The following is a 19,028-nucleotide window of genomic DNA, read 5'->3' as shown; positions in this document are numbered from 1 at the left end:
ATGCTACATAGTCTATGCCACAAGCGCTAATTATTGGATTCGGAAAATCCGGTGTAGCTGCGGCAAGATTGTTAAAACAGGAAGGCTGGGAGGTAGAACTTTGCGACAGTAGCACCTCCCCAACCCTCCTCGAACAACAACAAAAACTCGCCAGCGAACATATCACCGTCAAATTGGCACACAAACCAGAATTTACCAGTTCTGATATATCCAAGTTAATAGTTGTCAGTCCCGGAGTTCCTTGGGATATTCCTATATTAGCCACAGCGCGAGAACTAGGCATAGAAACTATTGGCGAAATGGAACTAGCTTGGCGATATTTACAAGATATTCCTTGGGTAGCAATCACCGGTACAAATGGTAAAACCACCACTACAGCCTTAACTGCGGCAATTTTCCAAACAGCAGGATTGAACGCCCCCGCCTGTGGTAACATTGGTTATGCTGCTTGTGAGGTAGCAATACAGGCAAGAGGGAATACAGAAAAAAATTCCGTTGATTGGATAATTGGGGAAATTAGTAGTTATCAAATTGAATCTTCTGTGACATTAGCGCCTCGTATTGGAATTTGGACAACCTTCACACCAGATCATTTAGCTCGTCACAAAACATTAGAAAATTACTATAATATCAAAGCCAAATTATTACATAATTCCCAAATTCAAATATTTAACGGTGATGATACTCATTTGAGCAAATTAGGATTAAATCATTGGCCAAACGCCTATTGGACAAGCGTTAAAGGTCAAGAATTTCTAATTGGTGAAAAAGGCTTTTATATAGAGAATGGCTGGGTAATGGAAAAAATCAGCGCCACACCCCAACCCATTGTTGAGGTATCTGCATTGCGAATGGTAGGAGAACATAACCAGCAAAATCTCCTCATGTCCGTCGCCGCAGCCAGATTAGCAGGTATAGATATTACCGCAATTTCTCAAGCTGTCCGTGAATTTCCTGGTGTTCCCCATCGCTTAGAACATATCTGCAATTGGCAAGGAATTAATTTTATTAACGATAGCAAAGCCACCAATTACGACGCAGCCGAAGTAGGATTGGCATCTGTGCAAAGTCCCGCCATTTTAATCGCCGGTGGAGAAGCCAAAGCCGGAGATGATAGTGCCTGGTTAGACCAAATTCAAGCCAAAGCCGCCGCCGTCTTACTCATAGGTAACGCAGCACCAGCATTTGCGAAACGTTTCCAAAAGGTGGGATATAGCAATTATCACATAGTGGAAACAATGGAAAACGCCGTATCTTTATCTGCGGAATTAGCCAAAAAACATCAAGCTTCAGTAGTATTACTGTCTCCAGCTTGCGCTAGTTTTGATCAGTATCCTAACTTTGAAATGCGGGGCGAAGACTTTCGGCAATTGTGTCAAAAATATCTAGGGTTTGCTGAAAAAACGTAAAACGTAAATGAATCAATGACACCAATCACCAATGACTAATGACCAATTACCTTTTCCTGACTAGGTGGAATTTGTTCAATAGGAATTAGTGATTCCATTACAGTTTTCACAATTGGTGCAGCTACAGTAGAACCATAGGCATTTTCTCCCTTTGGTTCATCCACAACTGCAAACACCACATAACGGGGAGATTCCACAGGCAAAATAGCGACAAAACTGGTAATTCTTGCACCCTTAATATATCCACCATTAGGACTAGCTTTTTGCGCTGTTCCTGTTTTACCACCAATCCGATATCCTGAAATTCTCGCTGCTTTACCAGTACCGGAACTGACTACTGTTTCCATCATTTCCACAACCTTTTGGGTGGTTGTAGGTGAGAAAATTTGTCTTGGTTCTGGAAGAGTAAGTGAATAGTGCATTCCGCCTTTGGTATCAATTAGTCCTCGCACTACATGAGGTGTGACTAATTTACCCCCATTAGCTAATGCACCTTGTAGTTGTACCAGTTGTAATGGAGTCAGAGAAAAGCCTTGTCCAAAAGATGTGGTAGCTGGTTCAATGGCTGAAGAAATAAATTTTTCTTGACTTTTTAATTGACCACTAACTTCAAAGGGTAAATCTGTTTCAACTTTTTGTCCTAACCCTAAACGTTCTAGCCAGTTGTAGTATATAGATGGTTTTATTCGTTGAATGATTCTCACCATGCCAATATTACTAGAAGTTTGTAAAATTTCAGGAATAGTTAATCGGCGATAACCAGTTTTTTCGGCATTTTTTATAGTATGTGTGCCGATTTTAATAGAACCAGGATCTTCAAAAGTGTCGTCTGGTTTGATTGTACCATTTTCAAGAGCGATCGCCACATTCACCGGCTTAAAAGTTGATCCTGGTTCATAAAGATCAGCCACAGTCCAATTTTTGAACAGAGAAATATCGGACTTAGCATATTGATTCGGATTATAGGTAGGCTGAGAAACCAAAGCCAATAAAGAACCATCCACTGCATCCATGACAACCACTGCACCCCGTTTGGCGCTGAATTTAGTCATTTGTTCTTTCAACGCCGCGCGGGCTACCCCTTGCACACGGCTATCAATAGTTAGTTGCAATTTTAAATCATCAGAATTCAGAAATCCCTCGGTAACATAATTCGGCATCAACGACCCATTTCCCGACTTACTCATCCGTACTGTTTGTCCAGAACGTTCTAGTAACTTCTCCTGACTATATTCCACACCAGCTTGGCCACGACGGTCAAGATTAACATAGCCCACTACATCCGCCACTAAATCATCTTGGGGATAAAATCGGGAGTATTTTTGAATAAACTCAAACCCATTCAAACGCAGTGAGATTAACTTATCAGTAATATCTTCAGAGACCCCAGAAGCTAGTAAAATTCCACTCCGTTTATTTTGGAATGTTTTCACCAAATCAGCCTTTTCTTTGCCGATAATTGGCGCGATTTTCTCCGCAATTTCTTCCTGGGATAGATTGAATAACTTAGGATGACTATATACAGTATAAACGGGACGATCAATAGCCAATATGTTATTATCCCGATCCACTACCGGACGACGAGGCATATAAGGGCGCACATTCACCATTTGCTGATTTCGCGCCTTCTTAGTCAGCTTTTTTCCCTGAACAATTTGTAATTGATATAAATTAAATACCAAACCTACTATAGCCATCATTAACACACCCCAGACCGTAAACAATCGTAATTGAATGTTAGGTCGAGTTTCCGGTGTTTTTGGCTCAATATTTTCTGATTCAGTCTGTCTAGAAAACTTGCGTTTGCGTCGGAATTCTAAATTACGTAGATTTTTAAATTGTGTTTTCAGCGATAACTTTAGCATGAGTCAGTGGTCAGTTGTCAGTTTTCAGTGGTCAGTTGTCAGGATTTCAGGAGGAAGAAAATTATTTACCAATCACCAATTACCCATTACCCATTACCAATTAATATCCTAATGGAGAAGGGGGTTCAGGTTGCGGTTCTGGTTGAGAAGTTGAGAATGACGACCGGGGATAATTATTGGATGTTGGTGGTAAGAAAATTGTCCTCTGAGAAGTTGGTGATACCAATTCCGTACCAGGCTGTTCCGCCTCCTGTGCCATTTTGCTAGTTAGTGTCGCATTAGCAGTATTTAACTGTCGCTCATGACGTTGTAAGCTTTGTAACTTACCATAGTAATCACTCCAAAGCTCTTGTGAATATACAGTCCAACCATAAACTATTAATGTCGCTACCACTAATAAAAATGCTAAAATTGACGAATAGCGATTGACCATATACATACGTAGTAACCATTCAGGCAAAGTTGGAGTATTACTCATCCTATAAACAGCAGTATTTGATTGTCTATTAATATCAGTAGTTTGTTGTTTACCCGCGTCTAAATTTATAGTGCGAATTGCTGGTTTATTTCGGCGAGAACCTAAGAAATTTAGCCAAGCATTTCGGGGACTAGAGGATTTAACTGCGATCGCTTCACTCTGGAGTCGGGAGGAACTCTGGCTTTTTTGATTCAAACTTCGAGAACGTCGCTTATTCAATGATGCAGGAGATTTACGCCAGAACCAGGTATTTTTTGTGGAAACTGCCGATTTACGTTCAAAAACCATGATTTTTCTGATAATAAATACTTTAATCTTGACTTAACTAGATTTTGCCCAAAGTTACAAAAGAAGGAAACAGGGAAAAAACGTCCGAGTTTTCCATCTCTTTTCAGGGGGATTTCACCGTTCTCTTTAGCAAATTTTCAGGACAAGAATCGAGACCATTCTAACCGTTAATTACACCCTGTTTATGTTACATATAATCTACAAGAATGTTACAAAAAAGAATCGGTTGAAATATGTAATCAGAAAGTCCTTAAAAAAAATCAATAAATAAGGTATCTTATTCAACAGGCTGCATATTTTATTGCCACAATTGGTGAAAGAGGAGTTATGAAGACAAGAATTTTTGGTTTGGCTCTAATGTTAAGTCTGGCTACCATGCTGGGAGCTTGTGATGGTGGTGGTGAACCATCAGGTACTACCAGTTCTCCAGCAGCAACAACAGGTGGCGAACCAGCAGATACTGCTACCCCCGCAGCAACCACATCTCCTGATGCGACTACATCTCCTGATGCGACCACATCCCCCGCAGCGACCACATCCCCTGCGGCTACTCCCAAAAAACCTTAGTATAGGGTAAAATATTAACCTCTCCTGGGTAGTTGACATCTTAAAAAATTATTTTCTACAAAACTCTACTGAGAAAGTTAGGATAGTTTGTAGATTAAAAAATAAAGATTCAACTGCCTAACAGTGTTAAGTTGGGTAAAAAAGAGAAACATTTATCAGGTTTTGCTTCTGGGCTAGATTCAGTTCTCGCCCAGTTTGATTTTTTCTATATTTGTTTTGTCAGTAACCAAATTAATCTCAATGTATGCTGTTACTGCAATTTAGTACATCTCACTATTGTCGCAAAGCCAGATTGGCATTGGGTTATAAAGGAATTAGTTATCAAACGGAAAATCTCACTCCAGGACTGCACATCTTGAGGGTAAAGTCCTTAACTGGATTGACAACATTACCTGTGCTGTTACCCCAAATTGTCGGACAACCCCAAGCTATTGGCGACTCTACGGAAATTTTTAAATTTTTAGAAAGTTATCAACCCGAACCTACTTTGTTTCTACCCAATTCAGAACAGCAAGCTCAAGCTGCGATGTTAGAAGACTGGTTAGATGAAAGTGTCGGCACGGCTACTAGATTTGTATATTATCAATTTCGCGCTGGTGAAGGTAAGGACATTGATCCATCACTATTTAGCCAAATGGTGATTAAAGTAGTTAGACAACAATATGGTATTAATGATACTACAGTTGAATTAGCCAAAAAAAGACTCGCTCATGCTTTGTTATTATTGTCTATGTATTGGCAAAAAGGTGATTACTTAGTGGGTGGCCGCTTGAGTATAGCTGATCTTGCAGCAGCGGCTTTGTTGAGTCCTTTAGCACTAATTCCTGATTATCGTCAGGCATATCCACAGATTTTTGCACGAATTATCAATATCCACCAGTTATGTGGTGAACCATTACCACCAGGACTTGAGGACGTAGGGGCGCAGGGACTGCGCCCAATCAGGAGTTAAGATGAAACGAATACTGCTAGTTATTTTGAGTGTTACTACTAGTATTTTAATCGGGTTTAGTGGTTATAGTACTAAAGTCGTGATGGCATTACCACCACAAGCAGATATACCAGAAGAGATATTGCGAACAGAGATTATTCTAGCAGCGCGATCGCCCATTGATGGTAGAGTCCTCACGCCCGCAGAATACGCCGAATTGCAAGCACAAATCCAAATAAGTCCACCACCACGTTTAGCCTCCGGTATCCGCGATAAAATATTCTTGTTGCAACTACGCAAAACATTATTACAATTTTTCCCATTTTTGAGCATTTAATTTAGGGAACAGGTGACAGGGAACAGGTGACAGGTGACAGGTGACAGGTGACAGGGAACAGGGAGAATGTTTATTGCCTATTGCCTATTGCCTATTGCCTATTGTCTCTTGCCTATTGCCTATTGCCTATTGTCTCTTGCCTATTGCCTATTGCCTTCTTCCTGACAACTAACAACTGACAGTGGCGACAAAGATGCGAGAATATGAATAGATGTTAAAAAGTAGATTTAGTTAATCCCCATATATCACATAGGTAGCTTCATGTCCACAACCACAGTCGCCCCCGAACAGGTTAATCGCATTGTTGGGAATCAACATCACGATCCCTTTGAAATTCTGGGTTCTCATCTGATAGAGCAAAATGGTAAAACTGTATGGGCTGTGCGAGCCTACCTCCCAAATGCCAGCGCCGCTTATGTAGTAGTTCCAGAGGAACGAAAAGAATACCCAATGGACACAGTGCATCATCCTCATTTTTTTGAATGCACCATTGAAACCACAGAACTGAAAAATTATCAGTTACGCATTAAAGAAGGAGAACATGAGCGGGTAGTTAATGACCCTTATGCTTTCCGTTCTGCCCACTTAACAGAATTTGATCTACATTTGTTTAGTGAAGGCAACCATCACCGCATTTACGAAAAATTAGGAGCGCACACCACAGAAGTAGATGGTATCAAAGGCGTTTATTTTGCTGTTTGGGCCCCCAATGCCCGCAACGTTTCCTTATTAGGAGATTTTAACCTGTGGGATGGACGCAAACACCAAATGCGGAAAGGACATACAGGCGTTTGGGAACTATTTATTCCCGAAATCGGTGTAGGAGAACATTACAAATATGAAATCAAAAATTTTGAAGGACATATTTACGAAAAATCTGATCCCTACGGTTTCCAACAAGAACCCCGGCCAAAAACAGCATCTATTGTTACCGACTTAAATTCCTATACCTGGAATGACGAAGACTGGATGGAAAAGCGGCGACACAGTGACCCCTTGAGTCAACCCATTTCTGTGTATGAAGTGCATTTAGGCTCTTGGTTACACGCCGCTAGTGCTGAACCTCCCAAATTACCCAATGGAGAAACCGAACCTGTAGTTGTCGTTTCCGAACTCAAACCCGGTGCGCGGTTTCTGACTTATCGGGAACTGGCAGATAAACTCATTCCCTACGTCAAGAAATTAGGATATACCCATTTAGAACTGTTACCAATTGCCGAACATCCCTTTGATGGTTCTTGGGGTTATCAAGTAACAGGTTACTATGCTCCCACATCCCGCTTTGGGACTCCCGAAGACTTCATGTATTTTGTGGACGAATGCCATAAAAATGGTATTGGTGTCATTGTAGATTGGGTTCCCGGTCACTTCCCCAAAGATGGTCATGGTTTAGCCTTCTTTGATGGTAGCCACTTGTATGAACACTCTGATCCTCGCAAAGGTGAACATAAAGAATGGGGGACTTTAGTATTTAACTACAATCGCCATGAAGTCCGTAATTTCTTGGTAGCTAATGCCCTATTCTGGTTCGATAAATACCACATTGACGGAATTCGTGTTGATGCGGTCGCTTCCATGCTCTACCTTGATTATTGCCGAAAACCAGGAGAATGGTTGACTAACGAATACGGTGGTCGGGAAAATTTAGAAGCGGCGGATTTTTTACGTCAAGTTAATAGCTTATTGTTTGGTTATTATCCTGGTGTGCTTTCCATTGCGGAAGAGTCCACATCTTGGCCAATGGTATCTTGGCCTACCTATACGGGCGGATTGGGCTTTAACTTAAAGTGGAATATGGGCTGGATGCACGATATGCTGGATTACTTCAGCATGGACCCCTGGTTTCGCCAGTTCCATCAAAACAATATTACTTTCAGTATGTGGTATAACCACAGCGAGAACTTCATGTTAGCTCTGTCCCACGATGAAGTGGTACATGGTAAGAGTAATATCATCGGCAAAATGCCCGGTGATGAATGGCAGAAGTTAGCTAATATCCGCTGTTTGTTTACTTATATGTTCGCTCACCCCGGCAAGAAAACCATGTTTATGAGCATGGAATTTGGTCAGTGGAGTGAGTGGAATGCTTGGGCTGATTTGGAATGGCATCTATTACAGTATGAACCACACCGACAGTTAAAGGATTTTTTCCAGTCTCTTAATCATTTTTATCGTTCCCAACCAGCTTTATACACTCAAGATTTTGATCAAGCGGGGTTTGAGTGGATTGACTGTACTGATAACCGTCATAGTGTGGTTTCTTTTGTCCGTCGTGACAAAAATTCTGACGATTTTATGATTGTGGTTTGTAACTTTACCCCTCAACCCTATTCTCACTATCGTATTGGTGTGCCAGAAAAGGGCTTTTATACTGAGTTATTCAATAGTGATGCCCGTCAGTATGGCGGTAGCAATATGGGCAATTTAGGTGGTAAGTGGACTGATGATTGGTCTTTGCACAATCGTCCTTATTCCTTGGATTTGTGTTTACCTCCTTTGGGCGTGTTGATGCTGAAGCTGGATAAACAGAAATCCGCACAGGTGATGGAATAATCCTGTAGGGTGGGCATTGCTCACCCTATGTGCTTGTTAGGGATTTTATTTGTAAACATTAATATACTATGACTTGACTACAAGTATGCTACATGGTACTATCTTTGTATAGTAAAGACTACTTTTGAGTTACTACCATCCAAATTAGTTTGTATGAGCATTATTTTGGTAACAGGGGCTGCTGGACTAATTGGTTCTGAATCGGTGAGGTTTTTTGCCGATCTCGGTTTTACCGTTGTTGGCATTGACAACAATATGCGACAGGTTTTTTTTGGTGAGGATGCGTCAACAGAATGGAACCGCGATCGCCTTTTACAAGATTATGGTGATAAATATATCCATCATAATGTTGATATTCGTGATCACGAGACAATCTCCCAAATATTTCAAACATATAGTCAAGATATAAGTCTAATTATTCATACTGCGGCTCAACCTTCCCACGATTGGGCGGCTAAAGACCCCTACACTGATTTTACAGTTAATGCCAATGGTACATTGGTGTTATTAGAGAATACCCGTCAACATTGTCCAGAAGCTGTATTTATCTTTTGCTCTACTAATAAAGTTTATGGTGATACTCCCAATTTATTGCCACTGGTTGAACAAGAACTGCGCTGGGAAATTGCACAGACACATCCCTACAACCAGGGTATTAATGAAAGCATGAGTATTGATAACTGCAAACATTCGCTATTTGGAGCTTCTAAAGTAGCAGCAGATATCTTAGTCCAGGAATACGGGCGTTATTTTAGCATAAAAACAGCTTGTTTTCGGGGAGGATGTTTAACTGGTCCTGGTCACTCTGGGACTAAACTCCATGGCTTTTTATCTTACTTGATGAAATGTACCATGACTGGCCAGCCTTACCAAGTATATGGCTATCAGGGTAAACAAGTTCGTGATAACATCCACAGTTATGATTTAGTTAATGCTTTCTACCACTTTTATCAAGCTCCCCGTGTAACTGAAGTTTATAATATTGGCGGTAGTCGTTTTAGTAATTGCTCAATGTTAGAAGCAATTGGGCATTGTGAAGCCATAGCTGATAAAAAGTTAACCTGGAGCTATGAGGAATCCAATCGAATTGGCGATCATATTTGGTGGATTAGTGATGTTCAGAAATTTAAGAATCACTATCCTAACTGGGATTTAACCTATACAGTGACAGGTATTTTAAAAGAAATTTTTGCCGAAAACATCAGCCGATGGAGCTAAGAATCCCCAAGTTTCATTTCTAGTTTTAATCACTTGTTATTTTTAGATTTGCTCGTCATGTTGAAAAAGCTATTTCGGCAAAAACTTTTTAAGTTTCTCATCGGTGGTGGTGTCGCAGCAGTCATCAATTTATTGCTGATATTTGGTTTGATTGAGTTGCTAGGATTTAACACACCTGCTTTACGCAATGTCGCTAATGCAGCGTCAATCGAATTGTCGCTGTTAGCCAGTTTTTTCATCTACCGGATTTGGGTTTGGCCGGGAGGTGTTTGGACAATAAGAGAAGTATTATGGCGACAAATTCCCCTTTATCATCTGTCCGCTGGAGCTGCTGTAATTACTCGGATCTTCATTCTCTTTCCTTTGTTAGATAGGTTAGGAGTTAATTATGCCATAAATACCTTAATAGGTGTATTATTAAGTGCAATTATCAACTATTTGATTAGCGATCGCTTAGTATTTAAAACTCCAGTTCAATCTGATCAAACACGAACACAATTTACTACGAAAATATATTATCCTGAAGGATTAGCTCCTGGACTAGAACATAAATCTTCTCACCCCAAATACCCTCAATCAGAGAATTTAACAGGAATTAAAGTTTTCTCTATTGTCATTCCTGCTCATAACGAAGAAGGTTGTATTGTCCCAACTATTCAGTCCATTAGCAAAATATTAGAACAAGAAAAGATTGCTTACGAAATTCTAGTTGTTAATGATAACAGTCGTGATCAAACAGAAGAATTATTGCAGCAGCTAAATTCTGAAAATAGTAAGATCCGTTATATTAATAACTATTATCCCAACGGGTTTGGTTTTGCTGTACGCTGCGGCTTAGAGAATTTTCAAGGTAATGCAGTAGCCATTGTCATGGCAGATAGTTCTGATGCTCCAGAAAATATTGTTGATTACTACTATAAGCTGCAAGAGGGATATGATTGTGTATTCGGTTCTCGGTTTATTAAAGGAGGTAAAGTCATTGACTATCCGACGCACAAGTTACTCGTAAATCGTTTTGCTAATTTATTTATTCAAATCCTATTTGGCTTGAAGTTCAATGATACAACCAATGCCTTTAAAGCATATCGTCGCGAAGTAATTGAGGGTATTTCTCCTCTACTATCGCACCACTTTAATTTAACAGTGGAAATGCCTCTTAAGGCTATTATCAGAGGATATTCCTACACAATTATGCCCATTACTTGGCAAAACCGCGCCACGGGAGTATCCAAACTGAAGCTGAAGGAGATGGGTAGCCGCTACTTGTTTATTGTTCTTTATGCTTGGTTAGAAAAATATCTTTCTAGAGGAGATTATCGGCGTAATCAGGCTCAGTTGGTAAATAGAAAACACAAGGTAATTTAGAAGGAGTTTATTGTATGAATGATCATCCAATAGTAAGAGAATTTGATAAGTCAATTAGATGGAAACTTTTGTTCCCCAGTTTTATCTTATTTATCTACGTTTTTATTGCCTTTCTCCCTCTACCTAGTCCGATAAAAACTGGATTAGATCCATCCTGGGCTTATGCAATTAGCCAAGCAGTCCAAAAACAATTGATTTTTGGAAAAGACATTATATTTACTTATGGACCATTAGGATATTTAATTACTGGTGCTGTATTATCCGAAAATTTCTTCCAGATAATAATTTTTCGTTGGTTTGTTTATTTACTTTTATTTATTGTTACTATCTTGAGAATAGTAACTCTAAAAAGTCTTATTCAGCAAATATTTATAGGTTTAAGTATTATATTCTCACTTTTTATAGGAACTCCTTATATAGGGGTCGGTATGTCAACAGATTATCAAATTTTGTTTATATTCTTAGTCATATTGAGCTTTGACAATTTTATTAAGAAATATCCTCGTTTACTATTTCTCTTGCTGGGTGCTGTGTCAGGTTTCTGCGCTCTTACTAAATTGACTTTAGGGATTTATACGTTTGGTTTAGTTAACTTATTTTTATTAGTAAATATTTATCAATCTTTTAGAAATAAATCAAAAATAGAGCTAGTTAATTATGTTTTTGCAATCATAAATTCTGGCTTAGGATTCATTTCTATAACTTTAATTTTTTTAGCACCAGATCAATTTCTATTATCCTTAAACAAGATAATGATTAATCTTTTGATAGCAGGGGGAATGGGAGTATCAGTTGGGTTATTTCAAAAGCTAATTAAGAAAAAATCTGAGTCGAAAGGAGAAATAGTAGCTAAGTTATGCAATATTATATTTAGAAATAATCTCTTATTACCTTGGTTGGTATTTTATGTTATCTACTGCTTATTGCTAGTTCATACAATCTTCTTTAGTGAATCTCCTTCTTTAATAGATTACCTGAAAAACTCATTGGAGATATCATCAGGTTATTCCAGCGCAATGAGCATAGTCGGCTTCACTAAATTTAATTTTTTCAAGATTCAACTAGCAATTGCTATATCAGACTTTTTTTTGATAATCTGGCTTATGTTTTTGATAACAAAGGAAGGATATTTAAATTTATCTTTGTCCTTATTTTTTGTTATTTTTCTATCCTTTAAACACGGTTTTGTTCGTCAAGATGGTCATGTTGTAGTTTTTGCTATAGTAGTTCCCCTAGTTACTTCACTATTAATTCTGAGAATTTCCAAATTTCGCCATCAAAAAATATCTTACTATTTATTTGCTTATATATTGATCGCCTCCTTACTCATTTCTTTCCCTTATATCAGTCCAAGAAATCAAGCCAAAACATTAATGCCTAAACAGGCTATAAACAATCTTAGTTATCTATTTGATATAAAAAACTTAAGGTTGACAATAGATAAAGAAACCAGAGGTAATCTAGCCAATGTTCAACTTCCCGACAATGTTAAAAACTTAGTTAATGGCAAAACAATAGATATCATTCCTTGGGAAATTTCATTAGTTCCCACTAACCAACTTAATTGGAAACCTAGACCAATATTCCAATCTTATTCAGCATATACAAAGACTCTCGATAATTTCAACTTTGAAAGTATATCAAAATCACCAAGAGATTACATTTTTTATAATTTCACATCAATTGATGGTAGACATCCTTTCTTTGATGAACCTAAGACTTTTTCTTATGTTTTCTGTAACTACGAACCATCTGCTAATGTCCCTGATTTTGTCAAAACTCCTAAACTCTCGAATATAGTCCTTTTAGAAAAGCGTAACGTAAGCCGATGTTTGCCAGATTCTTTGAGTGAAATATCATCAATTCCCTGGGATAGTCCTCATTCTATAAAAGTTAGTAATGGAGCTATAATTCGTGCCAATGTTAAATTTCAATATTCTCTGATAGGAAAACTCTATAAAACCCTCTTTAGATCACCACCTGTAATGATGAAAATAGATTATGTAGACAATTCTCAAAAGACTTACAGAATTATTCCTGAAAATTCGGAAAACGGCGTTATAGTTAGTCATCTCCCCAAAGACGATAATGAAGCTTTATCTTTCTTTCGAGGACAGTTACCAGCAAAAGTTAAGTCATTCAGTTTCCAAACAAGCAACTCTCTTTTGTACGCACCGAGAATAGAACTAAGTTTTTTATCAGATATATTACGTGATTAATAAATAAATCCCATGAGCAAACAGATTTTAATCACAGGTGGAGCAGGATTTGTAGGTAGTGCTTTGGGTTTAGGACTTGCCCAACGCTATCCTGACTGGAAAATCACCGCTTTAGATAACTTAAAGCGACGAGGTTCAGAATTGAATTTACCCAGACTCAAACAAGCAGGGATTCGGTTTGTGCATGGTGACATTAGAAGTCAAGAAGATTTAGATCCCATCGCACTTCAACCTGATTTAATTTTAGAATGTTCGGCTGAACCTTCAGTTTTAGCTGGCTACACTTCTCCGGGTTATGTGCTACAAACTAACCTTGTAGGAACAATTAACTGCTTAGAATTAGCACGACAAACCCAAGCAGATTTTATTTTTCTGTCTACCAGTCGGGTTTATCCCATTGCTTACCTCAATGCTTTGGAATTTACAGAAGCAGAAACCCGTTTTCAACTCTTAGAACAACAGCCTTTAGTAGGGGCATCAAATCACGGTATCTCTGAGGAATTTCCCTTATATAAAGCCCGCTCTCTTTATGGCTCAACCAAACTCGCTTCAGAATTATTGATTGCTGAATATGCTGATGCTTATGGAATCAGAACTTTGATTAATCGTTGTGGAGTCCTAACTGGTCCTTGGCAAATGGGCAAAGTAGATCAAGGTGTGTTTGCATTGTGGATGGCGTTTCACTACTTCCAAAAACCTTTAAAATACATTGGTTATGGGGGGACTGGTAAACAAGTTAGAGACTTTTTACACATAGCAGATTTATTAGACCTCATTGACATCCAGATTTATAGTCTAGAGGAATTAAAGGGGCAAACTTTTAACGTCGGTGGTGGGGTCAATAACACCCTTTCACTCTCCGAAACAACTCAGCTTTGTCAAGAAATTACTGGAAATCAGATTCCCATTACCCCTATTCCCGAAAATAGAATTGGTGATGTGCCGATCTTTATTACAGATTCTCGCAAAGTGATGAATGCTACTGGATGGCAACCTCAAAGAGATGCCAAAAAGACCCTAACTGAAATTTATGAGTGGATTTGTCAATTTGAGTCTCAGGTCAGTGATATTTTTAATTAAGAGTTGTTTTTTCACTCAAACTTTGGCAAATAGACAATCTTGTACTTAGTTTCTAAGCGTACGCAAGTATTACATGGTTTGAGAATGTCAGCCTATAAATTTTCTCAACAAAAGCACCCACTACTAGATAATAAAGCGCAAATCATTTAAAAAATTTAACATAGCATCATTAATGACAAATTAATATAAGTATTGAATCATAGATGCGATCGCTTAAAGTTAATTTACTGCAAAATGCGATATTACTTACAAGAAACCTACCTCCAACCCCGCAAGCAAGCGAGGAGGAGGCTTATGACTGTATCTCATTCCAGTGCATACCGCTATAATGATTGCAATCAATTATAATAATAATGGTTCAGAGGATCATAAATATGAGTGTAGTTATTCCTAATGAAATACTAACCACAACTCGCATGAATGAAGAGGAAATGAAACGAGAAATTGCAATTATGCTGTTTCAAAAAGAAAAGTTAACTCTTGCTCAAGCTAGTCGCTTTGCTGGTATGAATCCTATAGCATTTCAACATTTACTCGCAAGTTATCAAATCCCTGTTCATTACGGAGTAGAGGATTTTGAACAAGATATCAAGAATTTGCGGGAGATGGGTAGACTGTGATTGTTGTCAGCGATACTTCACCCATTAATAATCTTGCAGCTATTAACCAGCTTCACTTATTACAACAGCTTTACGGAACAGTTCTACTGTTAAACCTCTGTTAGATGATCTTATTAATAAAGCAGGATTTTGGGTTGCTGAACCTTTGTATAAAAGTGTCCTACGGCTAGTTAATGAAACAAAGTAAAATCGGGTCAGAAGATTATGGGTAATTATTTAATCATAGATGCGATCGCTTAAAGTTAATTTATGGCAAAATGCGATCGCCAGGTAAGCTGTTGTGCATTTAGTTTGTATAATTCTAGCGGGCAAGATGCCCGCACTACAAAGTTCAAGTAAATTATGGTTATCAAATTTAGCTGCGTAACAGCTTTAATGCACAGTCTAGCACTTAGTTTCTAGTCTTACACAAACATTACATAGCTTGAGAATATCAGCCTATAAATTTTCTCAACAAAAGCACCCACCACTAGATATAATTTTCTGTAAGTTGAAAAAAACATTAAGATTAGCGTAAAAATTACATTAAAATAAAGATTACGCTTCTATTAAACTGACTAGCTAAATACCCAAATTAGGAGGAATATATATGGCTCTCGTACCAATGCGGTTGCTTTTGGATCACGCTGCTGAACACGGTTACGGTATCCCCGCTTTTAACGTCAACAACTTAGAGCAGATTCAAGCAATCATGAAAGCGGCGGTGGAAACAGATAGCCCCGTAATCTTACAAGCTTCTCGCGGCGCTCGTAACTATGCCGGGGAAAACTTCCTCCGTCACCTGATTTTGGCTGCGGTAGAAACCTATCCTGAGATTCCCATTGTCATGCACCAAGATCATGGTAATGCTCCTTCTACCTGCTATTCAGCTATCAAGAACAACTTCACTAGCGTCATGATGGATGGTTCTTTGGAAGCTGACGCTAAAACCCCTGCCAGCTTTGAATATAACGTTAGAGTTACCAGCGAAGTTGTTAACGTTGCTCACTCTTTGGGTGTCAGCGTTGAAGGTGAATTAGGCTGTTTGGGTTCTTTAGAAACCGGCGCGGGTGAAGCTGAAGATGGTCATGGTTTTGAAGGTACTCTTGACCATTCTCAATTGTTAACAGACCCCGATGAAGCTGTTAGCTTTGTAGAAGCAACTCAAGTTGATGCTTTGGCTGTGGCTATCGGTACAAGTCATGGTGCTTACAAGTTTACTCGTAAGCCTACAGGTGAAATCTTGGCTATTAGCCGCATTGAAGAAATTCACCGCCGTTTACCTAACACTCACCTGGTAATGCACGGTTCTTCTTCTGTACCTGAAGATTTATTGGCACTCATTAACCAATATGGTGGTGCTATTCCTGAAACCTACGGTGTACCTGTAGAAGAAATCCAAAAAGGTATCAAGAGTGGTGTGCGTAAGGTAAATATTGACACCGATAACCGTTTGGCTATTACTGCGGCTGTCCGTGAAGCTTTGGCTGCTAATCCCAAGGAATTTGATCCTCGTCACTTCCTCAAACCTTCTATTAAATATATGCAAAAGGTTTGTGCTGACCGTTATGTACAATTTGGTACTGCTGGTAACGCAAGCAAGATTAAGCAAGTTTCTTTAGAAGATTTTGCTGCTAAGTATGCTAAGGGTGAATTGGTAATGAGAGCGGCTGCTAAAGTTTAATCTTTTTCAGTCATAAATTAGGACATAGCACTGCTATGTCCCTACAAGAATAAACCGGGTGGCTTTAAAGTCTCCTGGTTTTATTAATTAATGTGATAGACTTAAGTGATAGCAGTAAATAAGGCTATTTGTATGACTACCAATTTACAATCTACATCCTTGAGTAGTTATCTTTATAATCAGGATTATTGTTTATGGCTAGAAACGACAGCTAAGTTATTGCGTAATCATCAATTAGATCACGTTGATTTTGAGCATTTGATTGAAGAAATAGAGGACATGGGGAAAGAGAAAAGACGTGAACTTAAAAACCGACTCATAGTTTTACTCATGCACTTACTCAAGTACCAATATCAATCTGAAAAACGTTCTTCTAGTTGGGTGAGGACAATTTGGGAACAGTTTTATCAAATTGAATCTTTATTGGAGGATAGTCCTAGTCTCAAACCTTATTATTTAGAAATATTTTCTGATTGTTATTTAAAAGCTGTTCGCGCTGCTAGTACCGAAACTAAATTACCTATTAATTCTTTTCCTACAGAGTCTTCTTTTTTTCCTGATGATCTGACTAATCCTGATTTTATCACCATGCAATTAAGTTAAGAAATTTAATTGCAAATCCAGTTTCTTTAATTGATTGCAATGGGTAATAAATCTGTTGGGAAAAAAGGCCAAAAAATAGGGGGAAGTTGAACTTTCCCCCTGCTTATTGTTATAATGACCATTCGGCTTTTGATTTTCTTTGAGTTTCTGTCTGAGCATTTGTCTTTGTTTTTTCAGTTGGCGTTTTCTAGCAGAACCACCTCGACCTTTATCGTTTCTGCCTTCTCGACGTGGGGATTCCCAACGTTTTAGTCGCATAGTTTTTATTGGTAAAGTTCCACGATGTAGTTCTAGAGTAACATAGTTTTTACTTGGTGGCTACTGTATTTTGGAGTAATTAGAAAATATTTAACTTTGCTGAATATGACTATGTAACATAACTAAGGTTTCGGCTAATTGACTCAAGCGATTTTCTAGGTCTTGTTTGCGTCCTAAGAGTTGTCGTAATCTTTGGTGACGTGCGATCGCTATACTAACACTAGGAACTTGTTCAACTGGACAGGGACGAGACCACACCTGACCGGCTGTATCTACTCCACATAGTCGGTAGTCAGTGTGTAGTGGTTTACAAGGCTCTTTTTCACTACCAGCACAAATTTCTTCGACATAGTTCATCAGACGCTCTACCTCTGCATGGCGTAATGCCGCTGTTCCGACTGTTTCTGGTTCTTGAACATTAGATTCCAACCAACCATTAATAATTTGTCCCTCTAAATAAATATCCTGAATCTGCTGTATTATTTTCTGTAATTCTAGTTGCCAATCAGCTACTTTATCTTGAATTTCTTGGAGCATATTCATAGCCAGTGCTGGGTTAGCACCGTGACGATGATTGCTGAAGGATGGAGTTTTAAATTTCGGGAGAGTTGGCGTTTTTTCTCCATTTTCTTGGGACCGAAAGGCTGAAACGGAACTATGCTGAGGAAATAAATTTGCCTCTGGAGTTTGATGACTAACTGAATCTGCGTCTAAGTTACTATGATGGGTTTGGGTTGTCTTTTGGGAATTTGAAGATTCCTGGGGACGGATACTAATGCGAAAGGAAAAGGAACGTTTGCTTTCCTCACCTGATTCTGTGGTGACATCATCATTGCGAGTTTTTAAATCATGCAGCGTAGCCTCTATCCGTTTTAACCCTGGTTTCATAAGCATATCCTCAAATTTATGGTCTTTAGCAAGAAAGAATTCAGGAGTACAGAAAGGTGTTGATTTTGGGGATACTTGATTTAACTCGTGTATTCTTCCTGATGAAACATTATATTATCAAATAATGGGGAAAATAATTTTGGTGACAGGTGCAGCCCGCTCTGGTAAAAGTGAATGGGCGGAAGATTTGGCGATAAAGTCGGAAAAAAATGTTGTCTACATTGCCACAGCTACACAAAATCCTGATGACCTAGAATGGCAAGAACGCATTCAAAAACATCAACAACGCCGTCCTCAAGATTGGATAACTCTGTATGTACCTATGAAATTGACTGCTGCTTTGGCTCAATCTCAGGCTGATACTTGCCTGTTGGTGGATTCTTTAGGAACTTGGGTGGCTAATTTTCTGGAGGAGGAGGATTTAGTTTGGGAAAATATTGTGAGGGAGTTTCTGGACATTCTGCCGTTAGTGGCTGCTGATGTCATATTTGTGGGGGAAGAAACAGGTTGGGGTGTAGTTCCAGCTTATCCTCTAGGGCGAAAATTCCGCGATCGCCTGGGCGCTTTAGTGAGACAATTAGGGACAATCTGTGAACCCGTTTATTTGGTGACGGGTGGTCATGCCTTGAGTCTGAGTTTATTAGGTGTACCATTACCAGCAGCTAAATAGGGGGCAGGGAGCAGGG

Annotated in this window: 18 protein-coding genes; 14 read left to right on the top strand and 4 right to left on the bottom strand. The window is 38.9% G+C overall.

Annotated features, from left to right (window positions below):
• Nucleotides 1–14: 14 nt before the first annotated feature.
• The gene (murD, locus tag PN471_RS15000; RefSeq protein WP_271777537.1) at nt 15–1,409 is read left to right on the top strand and encodes a UDP-N-acetylmuramoyl-L-alanine--D-glutamate ligase; all 1,395 of its coding nucleotides are present in this window, start codon (nt 15–17) and stop codon (nt 1,407–1,409) included.
• Between the two features lie 35 nt (nt 1,410–1,444).
• Here the strand turns inward: murD and PN471_RS14995 are convergent, their stop codons facing one another.
• Both PN471_RS14995 and PN471_RS14990 read right to left on the bottom strand, forming a co-directional pair.
• Nucleotides 1,445–3,274 carry a peptidoglycan D,D-transpeptidase FtsI family protein gene (locus PN471_RS14995; protein WP_271777536.1) on the bottom strand — a complete coding sequence of 610 codons (1,830 nt, stop codon included), beginning with the start codon at nt 3,272–3,274 and terminating at the stop codon, nt 1,445–1,447.
• Between the two features lie 100 nt (nt 3,275–3,374).
• Nucleotides 3,375–4,040 carry a hypothetical protein gene (locus PN471_RS14990; protein WP_271777535.1) on the bottom strand — a complete coding sequence of 222 codons (666 nt, stop codon included), beginning with the start codon at nt 4,038–4,040 and terminating at the stop codon, nt 3,375–3,377.
• Nucleotides 4,041–4,367: 327 nt separating this feature from the next.
• Here PN471_RS14990 and PN471_RS14985 point away from each other — a divergent pair, with 327 nt between their 5' ends.
• From PN471_RS14985 to PN471_RS14930, 12 genes are all read left to right on the top strand, one after another.
• Complete coding sequence (locus tag PN471_RS14985; RefSeq protein WP_271777534.1) at nt 4,368–4,607, top strand: hypothetical protein; 240 nt, start codon at nt 4,368–4,370, stop codon at nt 4,605–4,607.
• 244 nt (nt 4,608–4,851) lie between these two features.
• Nucleotides 4,852–5,559 (top strand): glutathione S-transferase family protein, encoded by a 708-nt coding sequence (locus PN471_RS14980; protein WP_271777533.1) that lies wholly within the window; start codon nt 4,852–4,854, stop codon nt 5,557–5,559.
• 1 nt (nt 5,560) lies between these two features.
• Nucleotides 5,561–5,875: a hypothetical protein gene (locus tag PN471_RS14975; protein WP_271777532.1), complete on the top strand. Its 315-nt coding sequence runs from the start codon at nt 5,561–5,563 to the stop codon at nt 5,873–5,875.
• Nucleotides 5,876–6,136: 261 nt separating this feature from the next.
• On the top strand, nt 6,137–8,428 hold the full coding sequence (gene glgB, locus PN471_RS14970) for a 1,4-alpha-glucan branching enzyme (RefSeq protein WP_271777531.1): 2,292 nt from the start codon (nt 6,137–6,139) through the stop codon (nt 8,426–8,428).
• A 153-nt stretch (nt 8,429–8,581) separates the two neighbouring features.
• Entirely contained in the window at nt 8,582–9,646 is a 1,065-nt protein-coding gene (locus tag PN471_RS14965; RefSeq protein WP_271777530.1) for an NAD-dependent epimerase/dehydratase family protein, read from the top strand.
• Nucleotides 9,647–9,703: 57 nt separating this feature from the next.
• Complete coding sequence (locus PN471_RS14960; protein WP_271777529.1) at nt 9,704–11,011, top strand: glycosyltransferase; 1,308 nt, start codon at nt 9,704–9,706, stop codon at nt 11,009–11,011.
• A 14-nt stretch (nt 11,012–11,025) separates the two neighbouring features.
• Entirely contained in the window at nt 11,026–13,230 is a 2,205-nt protein-coding gene (locus PN471_RS14955; RefSeq protein ID WP_271777528.1) for a hypothetical protein, read from the top strand.
• A 12-nt stretch (nt 13,231–13,242) separates the two neighbouring features.
• The gene (locus PN471_RS14950; protein WP_271777527.1) at nt 13,243–14,310 is read left to right on the top strand and encodes an NAD-dependent epimerase/dehydratase family protein; all 1,068 of its coding nucleotides are present in this window, start codon (nt 13,243–13,245) and stop codon (nt 14,308–14,310) included.
• Between the two features lie 374 nt (nt 14,311–14,684).
• Nucleotides 14,685–14,930 (top strand): UPF0175 family protein, encoded by a 246-nt coding sequence (locus PN471_RS14945; protein ID WP_271777526.1) that lies wholly within the window; start codon nt 14,685–14,687, stop codon nt 14,928–14,930.
• 58 nt (nt 14,931–14,988) lie between these two features.
• A complete protein-coding gene (locus tag PN471_RS23365) occupies nt 14,989–15,117 on the top strand; it encodes a DUF3368 domain-containing protein (RefSeq protein WP_334311922.1) in 129 nt (42 codons plus the stop codon).
• 402 nt (nt 15,118–15,519) lie between these two features.
• A complete protein-coding gene (gene fba, locus PN471_RS14935; protein WP_271777525.1) occupies nt 15,520–16,593 on the top strand; it encodes a class II fructose-bisphosphate aldolase in 1,074 nt (357 codons plus the stop codon).
• Nucleotides 16,594–16,725: 132 nt separating this feature from the next.
• Complete coding sequence (locus tag PN471_RS14930; protein ID WP_271777524.1) at nt 16,726–17,196, top strand: DUF29 domain-containing protein; 471 nt, start codon at nt 16,726–16,728, stop codon at nt 17,194–17,196.
• Here the strand turns inward: PN471_RS14930 and PN471_RS14925 are convergent.
• Complete coding sequence (locus PN471_RS14925) at nt 17,188–17,454, bottom strand: hypothetical protein (RefSeq protein ID WP_271777523.1); 267 nt, start codon at nt 17,452–17,454, stop codon at nt 17,188–17,190. The genes PN471_RS14930 and PN471_RS14925 overlap by 9 nt on opposite strands.
• A gap of 90 nt (nt 17,455–17,544) precedes the next feature.
• Nucleotides 17,545–18,342, bottom strand: coding sequence for a hypothetical protein (locus tag PN471_RS14920; protein ID WP_271777522.1), 798 nt, complete (start codon nt 18,340–18,342; stop codon nt 17,545–17,547).
• A gap of 124 nt (nt 18,343–18,466) precedes the next feature.
• Between PN471_RS14920 and cobU the strand changes: the two genes are divergently transcribed.
• Nucleotides 18,467–19,012: a bifunctional adenosylcobinamide kinase/adenosylcobinamide-phosphate guanylyltransferase gene (gene cobU, locus PN471_RS14915; protein ID WP_271777521.1), complete on the top strand. Its 546-nt coding sequence runs from the start codon at nt 18,467–18,469 to the stop codon at nt 19,010–19,012.
• Nucleotides 19,013–19,028 lie beyond the last annotated feature (16 nt).

It is taken from the genome of Aphanizomenon sp. CS-733/32, from assembly GCF_028330045.1.
Classification (GTDB): domain Bacteria; phylum Cyanobacteriota; class Cyanobacteriia; order Cyanobacteriales; family Nostocaceae; genus Dolichospermum; species Dolichospermum gracile.
The sequence above is the reverse complement of the archived record's forward strand: the minus strand, read 5'-3'. Positions and strand labels throughout refer to the sequence as shown.